Annotated in this window: 20 protein-coding genes; 10 read left to right on the forward strand and 10 right to left on the reverse strand. The window is 65.9% G+C overall.

Annotation, left to right across the window (positions count from 1 at the left end):
• Window positions 1-325, forward strand: a 325-nt coding sequence (locus tag DQP58_RS17060) for an HNH endonuclease signature motif containing protein (RefSeq protein WP_133259389.1), incomplete at its 5' end; no start/stop codon positions are given.
• A gap of 58 nt (window positions 326-383) precedes the next feature.
• On the opposite strand, the gene DQP58_RS17065 is transcribed toward DQP58_RS17060, so the two are convergent.
• A complete protein-coding gene (locus DQP58_RS17065) occupies window positions 384-1472 on the reverse strand; it encodes an ATP-dependent DNA ligase (RefSeq protein ID WP_112709468.1) in 1089 nt (362 codons plus the stop codon).
• A 26-nt stretch (window positions 1473-1498) separates the two neighbouring features.
• On the opposite strand from DQP58_RS17065, the gene ligD reads away from it, so the two are divergent.
• From ligD to DQP58_RS17080, 3 genes are all read left to right on the forward strand, one after another.
• Window positions 1499-2530 carry a non-homologous end-joining DNA ligase gene (gene ligD, locus DQP58_RS17070; protein WP_112709469.1) on the forward strand — a complete coding sequence of 344 codons (1032 nt, stop codon included), beginning with the start codon at window positions 1499-1501 and terminating at the stop codon, window positions 2528-2530.
• Window positions 2531-3016: 486 nt separating this feature from the next.
• On the forward strand, window positions 3017-3199 hold the full coding sequence (locus tag DQP58_RS17075; RefSeq protein ID WP_133259390.1) for a hypothetical protein: 183 nt from the start codon (window positions 3017-3019) through the stop codon (window positions 3197-3199).
• Between the two features lie 332 nt (window positions 3200-3531).
• Window positions 3532-5574, forward strand: coding sequence for a glycoside hydrolase family 172 protein (locus DQP58_RS17080; protein ID WP_112709471.1), 2043 nt, complete (start codon window positions 3532-3534; stop codon window positions 5572-5574).
• On the opposite strand, the gene DQP58_RS17085 is transcribed toward DQP58_RS17080, so the two are convergent.
• The 3 genes from DQP58_RS17085 to DQP58_RS17095 all read right to left on the reverse strand — a co-directional run bounded on the left by DQP58_RS17085 (window position 5515) and on the right by DQP58_RS17095 (window position 7929).
• Complete coding sequence (locus tag DQP58_RS17085) at window positions 5515-6345, reverse strand: rhomboid-like protein (protein ID WP_112709472.1); 831 nt, start codon at window positions 6343-6345, stop codon at window positions 5515-5517. The two genes, DQP58_RS17080 and DQP58_RS17085, sit on opposite strands and share 60 nt — an antisense overlap.
• 231 nt (window positions 6346-6576) lie before the next feature.
• Window positions 6577-7341, reverse strand: a complete 765-nt coding sequence (locus DQP58_RS17090; protein WP_112709473.1) for an SDR family oxidoreductase — start codon at window positions 7339-7341, stop codon at window positions 6577-6579.
• Between the two features lie 15 nt (window positions 7342-7356).
• Window positions 7357-7929, reverse strand: a complete 573-nt coding sequence (locus tag DQP58_RS17095) for a PaaI family thioesterase (protein ID WP_112709474.1) — start codon at window positions 7927-7929, stop codon at window positions 7357-7359.
• A gap of 95 nt (window positions 7930-8024) precedes the next feature.
• Between DQP58_RS17095 and DQP58_RS17100 the strand changes: the two genes are divergently transcribed.
• From DQP58_RS17100 to DQP58_RS17110, 3 genes are all read left to right on the forward strand, one after another.
• Complete coding sequence (locus DQP58_RS17100) at window positions 8025-8612, forward strand: TetR/AcrR family transcriptional regulator (protein WP_112709475.1); 588 nt, start codon at window positions 8025-8027, stop codon at window positions 8610-8612.
• Between the two features lie 81 nt (window positions 8613-8693).
• Window positions 8694-9527 carry a mycofactocin-coupled SDR family oxidoreductase gene (locus DQP58_RS17105; RefSeq protein WP_165827899.1) on the forward strand — a complete coding sequence of 278 codons (834 nt, stop codon included), beginning with the start codon at window positions 8694-8696 and terminating at the stop codon, window positions 9525-9527.
• Between the two features lie 10 nt (window positions 9528-9537).
• Window positions 9538-10740 (forward strand): cytochrome P450, encoded by a 1203-nt coding sequence (locus DQP58_RS17110; protein WP_112709477.1) that lies wholly within the window; start codon window positions 9538-9540, stop codon window positions 10738-10740.
• A gap of 108 nt (window positions 10741-10848) precedes the next feature.
• On the opposite strand, the gene DQP58_RS17115 is transcribed toward DQP58_RS17110, so the two are convergent.
• Entirely contained in the window at window positions 10849-11406 is a 558-nt protein-coding gene (locus DQP58_RS17115) for a TetR/AcrR family transcriptional regulator (protein WP_112709478.1), read from the reverse strand.
• 625 nt (window positions 11407-12031) lie between these two features.
• On the opposite strand from DQP58_RS17115, the gene DQP58_RS17125 reads away from it, so the two are divergent.
• Window positions 12032-12421, forward strand: a complete 390-nt coding sequence (locus DQP58_RS17125; RefSeq protein ID WP_112709491.1) for a PPOX class F420-dependent oxidoreductase — start codon at window positions 12032-12034, stop codon at window positions 12419-12421.
• 12 nt (window positions 12422-12433) lie between these two features.
• On the opposite strand, the gene DQP58_RS17130 is transcribed toward DQP58_RS17125, so the two are convergent.
• Genes DQP58_RS17130 through DQP58_RS17140 form a run of 3 tightly spaced genes read right to left on the reverse strand, consistent with a single transcriptional unit; the run spans window position 12434 to window position 14342 of the window.
• Entirely contained in the window at window positions 12434-13420 is a 987-nt protein-coding gene (locus tag DQP58_RS17130) for an SDR family NAD(P)-dependent oxidoreductase (protein WP_165827900.1), read from the reverse strand.
• Between the two features lie 26 nt (window positions 13421-13446).
• Window positions 13447-14142, reverse strand: a complete 696-nt coding sequence (locus DQP58_RS17135) for a cutinase family protein (protein ID WP_430916192.1) — start codon at window positions 14140-14142, stop codon at window positions 13447-13449.
• A 26-nt stretch (window positions 14143-14168) separates the two neighbouring features.
• Entirely contained in the window at window positions 14169-14342 is a 174-nt protein-coding gene (locus DQP58_RS17140) for a CsbD family protein (protein WP_112709480.1), read from the reverse strand.
• Window positions 14343-14402: 60 nt separating this feature from the next.
• On the opposite strand from DQP58_RS17140, the gene DQP58_RS26835 reads away from it, so the two are divergent.
• Window positions 14403-14567, forward strand: coding sequence for a hypothetical protein (locus DQP58_RS26835; RefSeq protein WP_165827901.1), 165 nt, complete (start codon window positions 14403-14405; stop codon window positions 14565-14567).
• 15 nt (window positions 14568-14582) lie between these two features.
• Here DQP58_RS26835 and DQP58_RS17145 read toward each other — a convergent pair whose 3' ends face one another.
• On the reverse strand, window positions 14583-15602 hold the full coding sequence (locus DQP58_RS17145) for a phosphotransferase (protein WP_112709493.1): 1020 nt from the start codon (window positions 15600-15602) through the stop codon (window positions 14583-14585).
• Between the two features lie 187 nt (window positions 15603-15789).
• Between DQP58_RS17145 and DQP58_RS17150 the strand changes: the two genes are divergently transcribed.
• Window positions 15790-16383 (forward strand): TetR/AcrR family transcriptional regulator, encoded by a 594-nt coding sequence (locus DQP58_RS17150; protein WP_112709481.1) that lies wholly within the window; start codon window positions 15790-15792, stop codon window positions 16381-16383.
• Window positions 16384-16435: 52 nt separating this feature from the next.
• On the opposite strand, the gene DQP58_RS17155 is transcribed toward DQP58_RS17150, so the two are convergent.
• Window positions 16436-17491 (reverse strand): NAD(P)H-dependent amine dehydrogenase family protein, encoded by a 1056-nt coding sequence (locus DQP58_RS17155; RefSeq protein WP_112709482.1) that lies wholly within the window; start codon window positions 17489-17491, stop codon window positions 16436-16438.
• Window positions 17492-17509 lie beyond the last annotated feature (18 nt).

Below are 17509 nucleotides of genomic sequence, written 5' to 3' on the forward strand. Positions count from 1 at the left end.
GCCCGGCTGCGGCGCCACCCGCGGCCTGCACGCCCATCACCTGCGGCACTGGGAAGACGGCGGCCCCACCGAGTTGGCCAACCTGGTGCTGCTGTGCCCCTACCACCACCGGCTGCATCATCGCGGCGTCCTCACCATCACCGGACCCGCACACGCACTCACCGTCACCGACACCACCGGCCGACCATTGAGCCCGGGATCACTGGCCCGCCCACCCACAAAACCCCCACCCACAGTCCCACCCTGTCCGGGACCGATCGGCGAGCGCGCCGACTGGTGGTGGTACACCCCCTTCCAACCCCAACCACCACCAACAACCAACTAGGTGCCCTACCGCCGCCGGTCATGACCAGCATCGGCCCAACCTCAAACAGGTTGGGAAATCAAAGAATTGAACCCGAACCGAGCCCCGGCACGATGTCGCCCAGGCTGAACGTCACCGGCTGTTCGAGCTGTTCGTAGGTGCACGAGCGTGGGTCGCGGTCCGGGCGCCACCGGCTGAACTGCGCGGTATGACGAAACCGCCGGCCCTCCATATGGTCGTAGCGGACCTCGACCACCCGCTCGGGCCGCAGCGGCACGAACGACAGATCCTTGCCGGCGTTCCAGCGGGAAAATTCGTTCTTCCGAGGCGTCCGCTCGCCCGCTTCGTGCGCCGCCCAGTTCCATGGGTGACCTTCGAAATCGGTGACGAGCGACTGTAATTCGCTGAACAGCCGCCGCCGCTCAACCATCGGGAACGCACCGATCACCCCGACAGACGCCAGCTGGCCGTCATCTTGATACAGACCCAACAACAACGAACCGATCGCGTCGGCACCGGACTTGTGCACCCGATAACCGGCGACCACACAGTCGGCGGTCCGCTCGTGCTTAATCTTGAACATGATCCGCTTGTCCGGCTGATACGTGATGTCCAGCGGCTTGGCGATCACGCCATCGAGGCCCGCGCCCTCGAATTCGTCGAACCAGCGCTGCGCGGTGTCCAGATCGGTCGTCGCCGGCGTGACGTGGATCATGCGGCCCGGCCGGGCCGCTGAAGACACAGCGTCGACCAGCGCTGCGCGCCGCTCGGTGAAGGGCCGCCGCGTGTAGTCGTCGTCGCCGAGGGCGAGCAAGTCGAACGCGATGAAGGACGCCGGCGTGGTCTGCGCGAGCATGCGCACCCGCGAATCCGCCGGATGAATACGTTGTTGCAGCGCCTCGAAATCCAGGCCCCGGTCGGTGGCGATCACGATCTCGCCGTCGATCACGCAGCGCTGCGGCAACTCGGCCCTGACCGCGGCGACCAGCTCGGGGAAGTAGCGCGTCATCGGCCGTTCATTGCGACTGCCCAGCTCGACCTGGTCGTGGTCGCGGAAGCAGATCGACCTGAAGCCGTCCCACTTGGGCTCGTAGGACGCATCGGCGGGAATCGAGCGAACCGACTTCGCCAGCATCGGCGACACCGGCGGCATGACAGGGAGGTCCATAGCCTGATTGTGCTGGAATCGGAGGTATGGCTGCTGCAGAAGAGCTCGACGTCGACGGCATCGCGGTGCGGCTGACCAATCCGGACAAGGTGTATTTCCCCAAACTGGGATCGAAAGGCACCAAGCGGCACCTGGTGGATTACTACCGTGCCGTGGCGGGCGGTCCGATGCTCGACGCGCTGCGCGACCGGCCCACCCACCTGCAGCGGTTCCCGGACGGCGTGGACGGCGAGGAGATCTACCAGAAGCGGATCCCGCAGCACCATCCCGACTACCTGCAGACATGCCGGGTGACCTTTCCGTCGGGGCGGACCGCCGACGCGCTGAAGGTCACCCATCCGGCGGCTGTCGTGTGGGCGGCACAGATGGGCACGGTCACCCTGCACCCATGGCAGGTGCGCTGCCCGGACACCGACCACCCCGACGAACTGCGCATCGATCTGGATCCGCAGCCCGGCGTCGCCTTCGAGCAGGCGCGCACGGTCGCGGTCGACGTGCTGCGGCCGCTGCTCGACGAACTGGGGCTGGCGGGATACCCGAAGACATCGGGCGGTCGCGGTATCCACGTGTTTCTGAGGATCGCGACCGATTGGGATTTCATCGAGGTGCGCCGTGCCGGCATCGCCTTGGCCCGCGAGGTCGAGCGCCGTGCGCCCGATGCCGTCACCACGTCCTGGTGGAAGGAAGAACGCGGCGAGCGCATCTTCATCGACTTCAACCAGAACGCCCGGGACCGCACCATGGCGTCGGCGTATTCGGTGCGACGCACCCCGATCGCGACCGTTTCGATGCCATTGACATGGGACGAGCTGGCAGGCGCCGAGCCGGACGATTACACCATGGCGACCGTGCCAGATCTGGTCAAGGACCGGGAAGACCCTTGGGCCGCAATGGATGATGCGGCCCAATCGATCGCTGCCCTATTGGAAATGGCCGACGCCGACGAGGAGCGCGGGCTGGGGGACATGCCGTATCCGCCGAACTACCCGAAAATGCCCGGCGAGCCCAAACGCGTTCAGCCCAGCCGGGATCGAGATCTCAAAAACGAGAAGGACTAAACGAAACGCACGGACTTTTCTCGGCCGCGGTTTTACCGTCCCGCACCGCTGCGCCCATGTGAGGATCTCAACGTTATCACTCGGGGCGCCCGAGCAAAAGGCATTGCGTTGCGCCGCAGTGGCTTAAGCCGATTTGTCACAGTGACAACTTTGGACTTCACGAATTCTCTCACCCGATCCGTCAAGGCGTCGGGACCAACGGCTTTGGGGACCGTCTGGCTGAGGCGATTAGTTTACCGCCATCGCGCGCAAAGGTCACCCAAGCAATTCGCGAAGAGCGTGCGCACCCCGAATAAACCGACGGCACCTACAAACCCTTGCCGCCCGGCATTTTTCGCGCCATCAGGGCTCGGATCATGCTGCCACGGTGCATTCCGCCAGGCCGGCGCATAGCGGGATTCGACCGTGCGAATGCGGACACCCAATGCCATGGAGAAACTACTCGACTGGCCCATGAAACGGGCCGTACCAAGGAATGGATGCGGGGTGATTGAGACCCTGCCGGTAGCCCGACAGGCCTACATCGTGCAGGTCAGATTGGGTCCGCAATCGATTGTTATCGGCGTCGTGCAGCCGGAAGCCGTGATGGCGGTGAAGGTGAGGATCAAACCAAGAACAACTTTGTATTTCAGACCAGACATGACCACTCCGTCCGTAGGAGAAATCTGACGCCCGAGAGTAGGAATATTACGCGCCGCGCCCTCGTATGAGTATGGGAACGAGTAATTTTCGTCCAATTACTTCACTTGACTGAAAGTAGACGAGTAGCGGTCGTCAATCTTTGGGCGTCTTACCGCGGGAGTTCAGAAAGTAACCCGTCAAAATCCAGTCCTGCTGTGCCGCAACGGGGTACTTGAATGCCGATCCTCGCCGTAGCGCAATCCTGTTGGCTCAAAACAGGATACAAACTCGTTCTGACGGCAGAAATCGGACTTTCAGTACGGAATTGCCCGCGAGGCTGCACTGCGGGTACGGGATCTCGTTCCGTAGGCTCAGGTGCTATGTCGGTGGCGGCTCGGTTATGCACCGTGACATTCGCGTTGCTGCTGTCGACGATTCCCGCCGCGGGCGCGGCCGCGGCGGAGCCGGTCGCGCCGGCGACAAAACAATTCGGCGAAAGACTGGTCGGCTGGGACACCTATCGGCGGCTGGATCGGCTGCCGTATTTGCATCCCGGCTCGCAGACTCTGCAGGTATCCAGCTTCGATCGCAGTGGCGGCGACTACGACATATCGACGGGCAATCGCAACGGCAGCGGCGGGTGCTTGGCGCCGGGAGGCGCCGGCTGCGTCATCGCGGAGGATCACGGTGCCGGAGAGCTCGAATCGATCTGGTTGACCCGCGACGGCGGCAATCTTCGCGCACTCGGAGACATCCGCATCGAGCTGGACGGGCAGACGGTGGTCGACACCCCGCTGCAATCGTTGGTCGACGGCAACCTGGGGGCACCGTTCGTGTGGCCGCTGGTCGCCAACGCCGCTCAATCGCCGGGAGGCGACTACATCAAGGTGCCGATGCCGTATCGGCGTTCGATGCGCGTCAGCGTCACATCCCATTTGGAGTACTACCACGTCGACTATCGGCAGTTTTCCGACGCTGACGGAGTCGACACCTTTTCACCGACCGACCCCGCGCTCGACGTGCTGGACACGCTCCGAGCCGCCGGTACGGCCGACCCCAAACCGGCGGCCATGGTTGCCGCGCACACCAATCGGATCGTCGAGCTGGCCCCCGGCGCCGGACAAACCATCGCCGAAACGACTGGCCCGGCGACCGTTTCGGCCCTGCGGCTGCAGCTGCCCGAGCCGGCGGCTGCGCAGCTGACCACCCTGCGGCTACAGATCGAGTTCGACGGCCGGACCATGGTGGACTCCCCACTAGGTGAGTTCTTCGGCGCCGGGCTGGGGGCCAACCCCGTGCGATCGCTGATGTTCGCGACCACTGCACAGCCCGATGGGTCACTGCTGCTATGCGCCTGGTGGCCAATGCCTTTCGCGCAGTCGGTGCACGTAACACTGGTCAACGCGGGCGCCGATGTGGTGTCGGGGATAGACAGCGACGTCGGCACCACTCCCGACGCCCAGTGGGCGCCCGCGCTGAGCAGCGGCCGAGCCGGCTACTTCACCGCTCGCTCGCATGCCGGCCCGACGGCACTCGGCCAGGACTGGTTGTTCGCCGACGAAGCTGGACGCGGCAAATTCGTCGGTATCAGCCAAACCATCCGCGGCTATCGAACCAAAACAGCGTTCAGTGACGATGCCCCTTACTTTCTCGAGGGCGCCGAGCGTGTCTACACCGACGGTGCCGCGTCACCGCAGTGGTACGGCACCGGCACCGAAGACCTGTATGAGGGTGGCTGGTATTTCAAGGGCGGCATCCACTTCAGCAACCCCCTCAACGGCCAGCCCGATCAACGCACTGCCTCCGGTGGTTGCGCCGACTATTGCGTCGCCGTCTACCGGATCATGCTGGCCGACGCCATCGGCTATCACTCCGCGATCCGATTCGGCATCGAGCACGGCAAACGGAACATGGTCCAACCCGACTACGGCTCAACGGCATTCCTCTACACACAGCCGGTCGCCGGCGTCACCGGTGGCGACGACGTCAGCCCGACGGATCCCGTCAATCGAGTCCTGCACGGCTACGCCGATTCCGACGCGACAGACCAGCTCCTGATCAGCGAGTACGAAGGCGCCCAGGACACCCTGCCGGTCGTCGGTTCGGTCCGTATCAGCAAGGGCGCGATCACTTTTCACGTCCAGATCGATGCGGAGAACCACGGCATCCTGCTGCGGCGGACATCGGATCAGGCCATCGGTTTTCAATCCGCCGACGTTGCGGTTGACGGCACACCCACGGGAAATTGGTTGCAGCCGCGCAGCAACAGCTTCCACCGCTGGCTGGACGACGCCTACCTGGTGCCGCGATCTGTTACGGCGGGCAAGGCGCAGGTGACGATCACTCTGACGCCCACCGCCGACTCACCGCCCTGGACCGCCAGCCGCTACCACGTCGACACGCTGGTGGGACCCGCCGACTAGCGAGCGGTTGGTGGCCAGCCCGATGAGGGCACCGGCCAGCCCGCCGGCGGGCGCCATCAGCGAAGGTCCGGCGAGCAAGAGATAGCCGAACGTGACGGCGACCAGGAGCAGCGCCTGGTGCAGGGGTGCCCACGAGGCCGCCGACCGCGACCGGAACGACAAGCCGATGCCGAGCAGCAGCGCCACCACGTGGCCGACGGCGGTGAAGTCCGCACCCGCGGCCGCCACCACCGCGGTTCCCAGCCACCAACCCGCCCAGGTCCCGCGCCAGCGGGCCGGGATCGCGGCGGTGAACGCGCCGAGCACGCACATCGCGCCGTAACTGATTCCCACGTCGCTGGCGCGGGCAACCGAAACCGGCAGCATCCCGGTTTCGATGGCGGCGACCAGGCCGACCGCGACGATCACCGTGGCGCCGATGTGCCCGACCGCGAAGGTGACGAGCAAGCCCCTGCCGCACCACATGAGTTCGCCCAGGGCCAGCAGGCAGACCAGCCCGGGCAGCCAGAAGAACAGATTGCCGCCGTCGTTGACGAATGCGCTGCCGATCAAGGTGCCCAGGTGACCGCGCCCGAGGTTGTGAATGTTTGTGCTCATTCGGCTCACGGCCACCTCGTGCGCGTGCGGGCCCAGCGCGGCGAGGATGAGATAGATGGCGAGCAGGACGACCGCGTAGCTCGTCGTCACTCGCACCGACGCCGCTCCGGGTATGGCGCGCAGCGGCGCCTGGGCGCGACGCAGGGCGCCGTCGCGGGTAGCGGCGAGCGTCATGCCTCTACCGTGCGGGTTCGGCGGGCGGCGTGCCTCGTTCTTAACGAAGCCTTCACACGCGCGCCGCAAATCTTTACGGATCGCCGCGGCCCCGTGACGTTGGCTTAAAGAGCGGCGGTGGTGGCAACGGCCTCGTCGGCCGTGGCGTCTCGGGCCACCGTGAAAATGAAATCGTTGTAGGGATCGATCAGCAGCAGACCGGTCGCCGCCTTGTCCTTCGCCACCCGACCGTCATGTCTCGGCCGCCCCCATGATGAACGGGACATCGTCGGGAGCCGCGCGGCGGGCGGTCAACAACGCCCTGGCCGCTCCGCCGATCGGAATGCGCAGCGGCAGTTGCGGTTTCTCGGCGGCATCGACCACCTCGGCCGCGACCTGTTGGGGGGTGATCATTCCTGCGCGGGCGCCGCCAGCCCGCAGGATCGCCGCGTAGGGATCGTCGGGGAGCGTGTAGGTGGTCACGTCGTCGAGCGCCCCGGAGCTCACGGCTCCGGGCTCTAGCAGGGCGGCCTGAATCCCAAACGGCGCGACCTCGATCGCCAACGCCTCGACGAGGGCTTCCAGCGCCCACTTCGTTGCCGCATATGCCGCCCCGGGCGGCAGCACGACGCGTCCGAGGACGCTGGACATGAACAGCAGTTTCCCGTCACGTCGGGACCTCATCTGCGGCAGGACCGCCTGGGCCACGCGGATCGCGCCGACGGTGTTGAGGTTGAGCAGCCGCTGTAGCTCGGCCAGCGGCGTGGCTTCCACGGCGGCGTAGAAGATCGCTCCGGCGTTGGCGACGACGATGTCGATTTCGCCGGCGGCGTCGACGGCCGCGGTGACGCTGGCATCGTCGGTGACGTCCAGGGACAGCCGCAGGGCGACGTCGAGATCCGCCAGGGTGCGGGGATCACGGGCGGTGGCGACCACGCGGTGACCGCGGCCGGCGAACTCGGTGGCGACGGCACGGCCGATACCGCGGTTGGCGCCGGTGATCAAAACGCAGGTCATGGCGGGCCGGTCCTTTCAGCGATGCTTGCCGTTGCCGTTGTATTGAGTTGTGCGACTGGGTAATTCGAAGATCAACAGGGTGCTGCTCGCCGTCGCGACGAGCGCTCCGGAGGCATCGGTGGCCTTCGCCTCGGTGAACCCGATGCGCGCACCCGCCTTGACCACCGTGCCCACCGCGGTCAGTGGTCCGCTGGCCACGGTGACGGCTTTGAGGTAGTTGACCTTGATTTCGACCGACGTGTACCCGAAGCCCGCGGCGAGTGTGGTGTGCAATGCGCAGCCGGTGACGGTGTCCAACAGCGTGCACAGGGTGCCGCCGTGCACCGTTCCCAGCGGGTTGTACATGGACCCGTCGGGTGTGCAGCTGAACGCGATGCGACCGTTTTCCACCTCGGCGATGCGCATCTGGATGAGCTCACCGATCGGCGGCGGCGGCAACTGCCCGTCGGACACCGCTCGCCAGTAGGACAGGCCCGACATCGACGCGGCGGCGGCCTGGGTGGAGATCGGGTCGTGCCAGCTGATCAGGCGGGACTGAGGCTCGCCCCACCCCGTGGCCTCGGCCTCTCGAGCGTCTGAATACACCATGCAGCCCTCCGGCGGAAAACTGATCGGTTTACTTCGTCAGCACTAAGCTAGCTATTCGCCGGTCATTTGTAAACCGGTCGGTGTACCATGGTGATGTGAGCGCATCCGCAGCACAGACGCCTCGGGTCGCCGGGCGCGGTGCACGCGAACGCATAGAGCGCGCCGCGGCCCGGCTCTTCTATCGCAACGGCATTCACGCGACCGGGGTAGAACTGATCGCCCAAGAGGCCGGCGTCTCCAAGCGAACGCTGTACCAACATTTCGCCAGCAAGAACGAGCTCATCGACACCTATTTGCGCAACATCGACGCCCGCGGCGGCTCGCCCACGGAACGCCGCCTCGACGAGGGCGATCTGCCCGCCCGCGAGCGCCTGCTGGCCATCTTCGACCTACGTCAATCGGACATCGTGCGCGGCTGCCCTTTTCACAACGCCGCGGTGGAATCGGCCGGATCTCTGACGACGACGGACGACATCGTGCGAACCCACAAGCGCAACTTCGGTGACCGTCTTATCGCGGTCGCTCGCGAGGCCGGTGCCGCCGACCCTCACTTGCTCGGCCAGCAGCTGGCCGTGCTGTTCGAGGGTGCCACCGCGATGGCGACGTCGCTGAATGACACCGCGCCCGTTGTGCATGCGCGCGCCGCCGCGGCAACGCTGATCGAGGCCGCCCTGCGGTCTTGACGGACTCGTCGCGATGCTGCTAGACATGGCCTGCGCCAGACTTTTGGGCGATCGCCCAAAAGTGTATGGGTGGAGGATGTCATGGGTCGGATGGACGGCAAGGTCGCCTTCGTGACCGGTGCGGCACGGGGGCAGGGCAGGAGTCACGCCGTCCGGCTCGCGCAGGAGGGTGCCGACATCATCGCGGTCGACATCTGCCGGGGATTTGACGGATCGCCGGCACCCGCCGCGACACCGGAAGACCTCGACGTCACCGCCGGCATGGTCAAGGACGCCGGGGCTCGCGTGGTGACCGCCGAGGTCGACGTCCGCGAGTACGACGCGTTGCGGGCGGCGGTCGACAGCGGGGTCGAACAGCTGGGCCGCCTCGACGTCATCGTCGCGAACGCGGGCATCGGCACGATGACCGGCAAGCTGCACAAGACCGACGAGGCGCTGTGGCAGGAGATGATCGACGTCAACCTCAGCGGCGTGTGGAAGACGGTCAAGGCCGGTGTCGGGCACCTGCTGGAGGGCGACCGCGGCGGTTCGATCATCCTGACCTCGTCGGTCGCCGGCAAGAAGGCCTACCTGCACACCGGGCACTACACGTCGGCCAAGCACGGGGTGATAGGGCTGATGCGCGCGTTCGCAGTCGAGTTGGGACACAAGATGATTCGGGTCAACGCCGTGCTGCCGACACATGTGAACACACCGCTGCTGATCAACGAGGGCACCTTCCACGCGTTTCGCCCCGATCTGGACAACCCTGGACCCGACGATCTTGCGCCGATCTGCCAGACCTTCCACACGCTGCCGATTCCGTGGGTCACCGCCCAGGACATCAGCAATGCCGTGCTGTTCCTGGCCTCCGACGAGGCTCGCTACATTACCGGGGTCGCGCTCCCGGTGGACGCCGGCAGCTGCCTGAAGTAAGGAAGCATCGATGACGGTCACCAACGACACCGACGTCTACTACGACCCCTACGACGTCGACATCAATGCCAATCCGTACCCGATCTACGCGCGGCTGCGCGAGGAAGCGCCGATCTACTACAACGAGCGCTACGACTTCTGGGCGCTGTCAAGGCATTCCGACGTCGAACGCGGCCTGGCCAACTGGGAGACCTTCTCCAACAGACGAAGCGACATCCTCGAGCTCGTCCAGTCGAAATTCGACATGCCCGGCGGCGTCATGATGTTCCAGGACCCGCCCGAACACTCGAGGCTGCGCGGGCTGATGTCGCGGGTGTTCACCCCCCGCCGGATGGCCGCGCTCGAGGATCAGATCCGGCAATACTGCGTGCGCTGCCTGGACCCGCTCGTCGGCTCCGGCGGATTCGACATCATCGCCGAACTCGCCTCGATGATGCCGATGCGCGTGATCGGAATGCTGTTGGGAATCCCGGAATCCGAACAGATCTCGGTGCGCGACGCCAACGACGCCAACCTGCGCACCAAGCCGGGCGCGCCGTTGAAGGTCGCCGACGCCGACTCCATCGCCGACGGCCGCATCTACGCCGACTACGTCGAATGGCGTTCCAAGAACCCCTCGGACGATTTGATGACGACGCTGCTCAACGTCGAATTCGACGACGAGAACGGAGTGCGCCGCAAGCTGACCCGCAAGGAGGTGCTGCACTACACGCAGGTGGTCGCCGGGGCCGGAAACGAGACCACCGGCCGGCTGATCGGCTGGCTGGCCAAAGTGCTCGCCGAGCACCCCGACCAGCGCCGCGAGGTCTACCGGGACCGGTCACTGTTGACCCGCACCGTCGACGAGACGCTGCGATTCGAACCCACCGGTCCGCACGTCGCCCGATGGATGGCAAGGGATTTCGAGTGTTACGGCACGACGGTGCCGGCCGGCAGCGCGATGCTGTTGCTGTTCGGCGCCGCCAATCGCGATCACCGCCGCTACACCGACCCCGACACCTACGACATCCGCCGCGACAACATCTCGCACATCACCTTCGGCAAGGGCGTGCACTACTGTCTGGGTGCCAACCTGGCCCGCCTCGAGGGCCGCGTCGCGCTGGACGAGATCCTCAACCGGTGGCCCGAATGGGACATCGATTACGAAACTGCGCAATTGGCGTCGACGTCGACCGTCCGCGGCTGGGAGCGACTGCGGGTCGTGCTGCCCTGAGAACGACTGAGTGTGACTCGCCGAGCGTGAGGCTTATGCACGACTTCTCGACCCGCCGCGTGCGCAGGGCCCACACTCGGCGCTTAGCCGCTCGGCGTGCCGGCCGCGTCAGCTGCCGCGCCGTCTCTTCGGCGTGGGCATCTCGAATCGGTCCAGGAAGCGATTGACCAACGCGATGGCCTCGTCATGGCCGCCGTGGGTACCGAGGCCCTGCTCGAGGATCAGTGTGCGCCCGATGGAGGCGATGACGACCGCCAGGGCCGCGGGCGGGAATTCGTCCGTATCGAGCTCGTGTTCGCGAACGATGAAGTTCAGCGCGGTGATCTGCTGTTCGCGCCAGCGCTCCGACCACGCCGAGATTTCCGCCCGAATCTCCTTGCGATGGTTGGCAAGTCCCATGAACTCCAGCAGCAGCCGGGTGTCCTTGGGTTCGATGAGCGTTGCCCAGAAGGCGTGCAGCGGCCGGTCGGAGGACAACGCCTTCTGCTGGCGCTCCAGGTAGATCGCGGCGCCGCGGCGAAAGACGGCCAGGTACAGCTCGTCCATGGTGGGGAAGTAGTAGTGCACCAGGGCCGGTTTGACGCCGGCCTTCGCCGCTACCCGCCGTGACGTGGCCGCGGCGTAGCCCTCCTCGAGCATGATCTGACTCGTGGCGGCCACCAGCATGTCTCGCGTGGTCGAGTCACGCGCCTTCGGTCGCTGGGATGCGGTCACTGTGTCGTCTTATCACAGGTCCGGTCAGGGAACCGGCTCGGCGACCATGTCGAAGAACGCGGCACCGGAGTCCGGGATGCGGTTCTGCTTGAACACGTTGACGGCGTGGGAGATAGGCTGCCACCGTTGGTCTGGCACTGCATCAACAGGATGCCGTCCCCGGAGAGCTCGAGCCGATAATTCGCGTAGCGATCGTGGTATTCGCTGTATCTGGTTGCGCTTCGCCATTGGGCCGTCTCACAAACTGTTCAGCCAGCTGGTTTGAGCGATCGCCCAAACTTCGATAGCTGCCATGCTCGCACCTGAAGTCGCGGTGGTCAAGGTTCACCGTCCGTGCAGGCGGGCCATCACCGGCGCGAATGCAGCGTCTCCGAGGAGGCCGGATACATCACCGGCCAGATACTGGGCGTCAACGGCGGGCGCAACACCTGAGCATCAAACACGGGGATTTCCAAGAAGATTGATGCGCGAGTGGGACGCTCCGCCGGACGGTCGGCGGCCTGGTTGACCATCACATGATTGGGAAGTTCGCGATCGGGGAATGGGTGGGGCATCCATCCACAGACAAGGAACCCCGGTGGCCACCAGCTTCAAGGACGTCATTCAATCCAAATACCTGTTGTTGACGACATTCACCAAGGACGGGCGTCCGAAACCGACGCCGATCTGGGGCGTGCCCGACGGCGACGACAAATTATTGGTGATCACCGACGATGGATCGTGGAAAACCAAGCGCATCAACAACACTCCCAGGGTGACGATCGCCAAGAGCGCGGCGCTGGGCAAACCCAAGAGCGACGAGGTCGAAGCCGTCGCCCGGGTGTTACCGAAATCCGAGACGCGGCGGGTCTACAACGCCGTCCTCAAGCGGTATTGGTATCACGCGTGGTGGTTCTATGCGCACTCGATCGTCCGCGGCGGCATCGACAAGGTGCACGTCGGCCTGGAGATCAAGCCCGCGGCCTGACACCCGTCGCGGCTAGGAGTCCTCGGAGCGAATGGCCTCGAAGGTATCCGCGACCGTCTCCTGCGGATCCCGGTAGGTGATGCCGAGTTCTCGTTCGCTCGGGGAATCGTCGGAGGCCGGCATCTGGGTGTAGTACTGCATTCCTGCCCAGGTGAACGGCGTCTCGAAGGGCAGGAAGCGGTTCGCTCGATCCAGCACCGCGCCCGCGACGCGCAGCGCAGTGTCCGGGATGGGGACGGCGACCATCGGCGTCCCGGCGACCTCGCCGAGCAGGTTGGCCAGGTCGGCCGCGGGCACCCGGTGACCGCCGGCGGTGTAGCGGCGGGGTCCGCGCCCGGGTTTGAGCAGGGCGGCGTGCAGCGCGGCCAGGTCGCGGACGTCGACGATCAGCCACGCCGCGCTGCGGCCCGGGATCGCGTGCATCTGCAGGGCGGCTCGCACGCCCTCGCCGGCCTCGCCGAACTGGTCGCCGACCGGCGGTCCGAGCACCATGCCCGGATAGGTGATGTTGACCGGCGCCCCGGCATCCTGCAGGCCCCTGGCGTAGATCTCGACCTGTGCCTTGGAGGTTCCGTAGCCATCCGCGCCCCCGACCACCGGCAGGTCCGCCGTGAGCGTCTCCAGGTCGGGATGGAACAGCGCGGTGAAGCTGGACACGTGGACGATGGGATCCAGGCCCAGCTCGACCGACTGTCCCAGGACGTTCTGCGCGCCTTGCATATTGGTGGCGAGCATCTCGGCCGTCTGACGCGGGTCGGTGGCCACCAGTGCGGCGCTGTGCACAACGGCGTCGCAACCCTGCAAGGCCTCCCGCACGGCGAGCCGGTCGGTGATGTCGGCGACGGCGAAGTCCGAGACGTCCACGCCCAGCTTGGCGACGGTGGTCTGCAGCTTGTCGGGGTTTCTCACCAAGAACCTGACGGAATGCCCCGCATCGAAGATGGCCTTGGCGGTCCATCCGCCGACGAATCCGGTACCGCCCGTGATCAGAACCCGCATGGCCTCATTCTGCAAGACCGCCAAACCTACAGGTGGCTCGAGGCGAAGTCGGCCGCTTGGTTCGTCATGCCGTTGATCGGATATGACGTGTGCGCGGCGAAATCGTTGCCGTCGCCCTTGCCGCAGACCGGGTCACCCTGCGCGCACAACTCCAGGGTCTTGGGCTGATACAACGGCCCGATGGTCAGCGGCGGTGCGTTGTACTTCTGCAGGAACTGGCCCGACGGCGTTCCGAACAGCGTCACGGCGGCGACGTGCTTGGCGACGTCGGGCGGCATCGGCGGGGGCACCGCGGACGCGGGCACGCCAGGGGGCACGGCGGCCGAGGTGGTGTATCCCGCCACGGCGGCGCCCTGCGAGTAGCCGCCGAGCACCTCTTTGGTGTTGGGACAGTTCGCGGCCATCGACTCGATGTGCGAACTGGCGTCGCGGATACCGTCGATGACGGTCAACGGAAAGTCTGGGTTCGAAAAGTCAGTGCTGGCAGGGTAATTCACCGGATACACGGTCAGTGACCTGCCGCCGACCTGTGAGCGCAACGCGTCGACGAAGGGCTGACCGATCCCGCCGACGCCGGGCGCCTCACCGGATCCCCGGGCGAAGACGACCTCGACGTCCGGGCACGGCTCGGCCACCGCGGTCGGTGTCGGCGCGCTGGCCACCAGCGCACCGCACACCGCCGCCGCGGACAGCAGACAAGTCGACAGTCGGCGCGCCAACATGACGGCCGACACATTGCGGGTGTTCATTACTTCTTGAAGGCGTCCTTCACTTTTTCGCCGGCGTCCTTCAGGCTGGACTTCGCCTGGTCCGCCCTGCCCTCGTTTTTGGTGTCGTCGTCCCCGGTCGCCTTGCCGACGGCCTCCTTGGCCCGACCGCCCAGGTCCTCGATCTTGTTCTTCAGCTTGTCTTCGTTGCTCATGCCGCTGTGGCTACCCAGCAACAGGAGCTATCGAAACCCACGCCCTGTCATCATGGACTCGTGAGCACCGCAATCGTGGTGGCAGTAGTGGTGGTGTTGATGCTGCTCGGCATCGGCATGGTGGTTAATCAGCTGCTGCGGCTGAGGCGCTATTTGAGGGAAACACCCACCGAGCAACCCCCCGGTACGGATGCTGCCCCGCCTCCGGACCCACCGATCACCTGACGGGGTGCCGCGGGTTCAGCGCGCAATCGCGGCGATCGCGGCCGCGCTCTCCAGGTCGCCGAAGGCGACCGCGTATCGCTGGGCCAGGGCCGCGGCGACTTCGACGCGTTGCCACAGTCCCCCGCCGGCGCTGGCCGTGCACAGCCATAAAGTCAACCCGTGTGCGACCGACGCGCGATAGCGCAACCAAACCTCTGCGGGAGACGGAATCTCGTTGGCGGACAGCGCGAGGGCATCGCGGTATTCGTCGAGGAGGCTACGTTCGTGCCTGCGGCGATCCTCAACCGTCAGGGCACCCTGCAGGAAGTAGCCGAGGTCAAGTGACCAGTTTCCCCGGCGCGTCATCTGCCAGTCCAGGAACCCTACTTCGCCGTGTGGCGTGACGTAGGTGTTGCCGATGTGTGGATCGCCGTGCAGCAACGTCTGGGGCGATGAGGTCAGGGTCCGGATGTACGGCTTCCACACTGACTCGACGAGATGGTCGATGGTCAGATTCAGCACCTCGGCGGGAGTGTCGTGATCGAGGAGTTCCAGGGCCGACGGCAGCGGGGCGTATTGCAGACCGTCGAAGGGCAGGAACGGTTCGAGCCAGACGAGACCTGGATGTCGCAGTACGCGCCCGCCCCAGTATCGGCCGTGCAGTCGACCCAGGGCACGCACTCCGGAGGCGGCCTCGTCGACGGTCAGCGGGCGCAGCGAATCACGGGGATCCGCCGCACGTGCGTTCAGATCCTCCATGACCATGATGAAGTCGTAGGCGTCTTCATCGATCACGGCGGTGTACACCGCCGGGTGTTCGAGTGGCAGGGGAACACCGGACGTGAATAACCGCGGCTCGTGGAACATCCCGCTGGTCATCCGGATCAGCTCTTTGTGAGCCGGATCGGCGGCCTTGACGAATACCGTGGACGGACCGTCGCCGGCCGAATAGCTCAGCGCTAGTCGGGCGCGCCGGTTGGTGCCGTCGTCGCGAAGCTCGACCGCCACCTTGTCGACGACGGCATCGGGGTGACTCTCCGCGAGGGCCGCCGACATCCAGGCCGGCGTGATGTCGTCCCAGCTCTGCGGCACCGACGGCGGCAGCGTGCGCACCGGGATCCTCTCGTCGTGGCGGCCGTGGTGTGCCAGTAACGACACGGTCCGTGTCGTTACTCGCTTGGAGGGGAAGTTACCGCATGTGGCGCACCCTTTGGAAGGGCTTGGGCTGATCTAAGCTCGCCCCATGCCTCAGATGAGGGGCGGCAGGCCGCGCGACATGCAGCTTGACGATGCGATTCTGGTGGCCACCCGGGATCTGTTGGCGGTGGGCAGTTACGCCGAGTTGTCGATGGAGAAGGTGGCAGCCCACGCCAAAGTGGGCAAGAAGACGTTGTACCGCCGCTGGCCGTCGAAAGCCCCACTCGTCGCAGATGCCGTCCTGGACGCCTACGGTCGAGGCGGCTCGTTCGAGGTCCCCGACACCGGTGACCTACGAGCCGATCTGCGCTCCTGGCTCGTCGAGCACGCCGAATTCATCGCCGACCCGGCGAGCGCAGCGCTCATACGCGCGCTGATCGCCGCCGCGGCCGCAAGCGCGGTGGATAACGAGGCGCTCTACCAACAGCTCAGCATCCCCCAGCACGCCGGGCTGTTGGCCCGCCTGCGCCGCGCCGCCGGCGACGGCCACCTGCAGGCCGACGCGGATCTCGATTCGGTCGCGAACGCGCTGATCGGCACCCTGCTGCTGCGCGTGCTGACCGGCATACCGGCCGGCGGCCCGCCGGCGACCGAGTTCGACGGACTCCTCGACGCGCTGCTCGACGGCGCCGCGCGCTGATCCGCGAAGGCAGCTATCCCAAGCCCGGTCGGCGACCGACGGTGCGTGGAAACTAGATCTTTGCGTTGCCGCGCGGCAGTGTCAGCGGAAGATCGGCGTAGGTGGCGATGCCTGGCGCCGCCGCGACGACGGCGGCGATCCCGTTGATGGCCGGCACGGCCGTCATGATGTGGCCGAGGTCCATGAATTCCTCGAGCGTCGTGGCCTCGAAGTACGGCGGCGGCAGGAAGCCGACCTTGGTTGTCACGGTCGGCTGGCCGTCGATCTGGATGACCCAGCCATCCTGCTCGATCTTCCAGTCGGGTTCCAGGGTCTGGCCCTTTTTCCACCGGACGTTGAGGTCGATCAGCGTCCTGCCGTTAACGATGCCCTGCCAGCTGATGTAGGTGCCCGCGACGTGTCCGGCAGGGATGGTCCACGACGCCATCACGAGATCCTCGGTGGTCTGGGCGAACTCGGCGACGCAGCGCACCTCGTCGAGCTCGACGCCCAGCGCATCACCCACCAGCCGGACGGCCTCGCCGAAAATGGCGGTGCCCTTCGCCGCCATCGCCGGCAGGTCGGGGTGGTCGATCGGCTGGCCGAAGCCGACGGGCTTCTCGGTCTCCGGCGAGTCGTAGAAGGTGGTGTCGGCGGCCTCGTTGACGGTGACCTTGTCGATCCGGTTGCAGACCATGGCCGACACGATGGCCAACAGTTCGGCGAAGCCGGGGCTGACGCCGGACCCGAAGATGGTGGAGCCGCCCTTCTCGCAGGCCTCCAAGATGCGGTCGCGACCCTCGCCGAGGTTGTGGCCGGTGATGAACGACGCCGTGGTCACCACGTTGACGCCCGCGGACAGAATGCGGACCAGTTCGTCGACGTTGATCCACATCGGGTTGTAGACCACGCAGTCCGGCTTCAGCGCCAGCAGCTCATCGATGTCGTTGGTGGCCGCGATCCCGAGCGGCTCGATCCCGACAAGTTCCCCGGCGTCACGGCCCGCCTTCTCCGGCGACCAGGCGTAGCAGCCCACCAGTTCCAGCGTGGGGTTGGTGACGATCGATTTCAGCGAGCTCTTGCCGACGTTTCCGGTGTTCCACTGAACCACTCGATAGGTGTTTGGCACTCGCTCAGCATAGGGAAT

Source organism: Mycobacterium colombiense, assembly GCF_003284975.1.
GTDB lineage: Bacteria > Actinomycetota > Actinomycetes > Mycobacteriales > Mycobacteriaceae > Mycobacterium > Mycobacterium europaeum_A.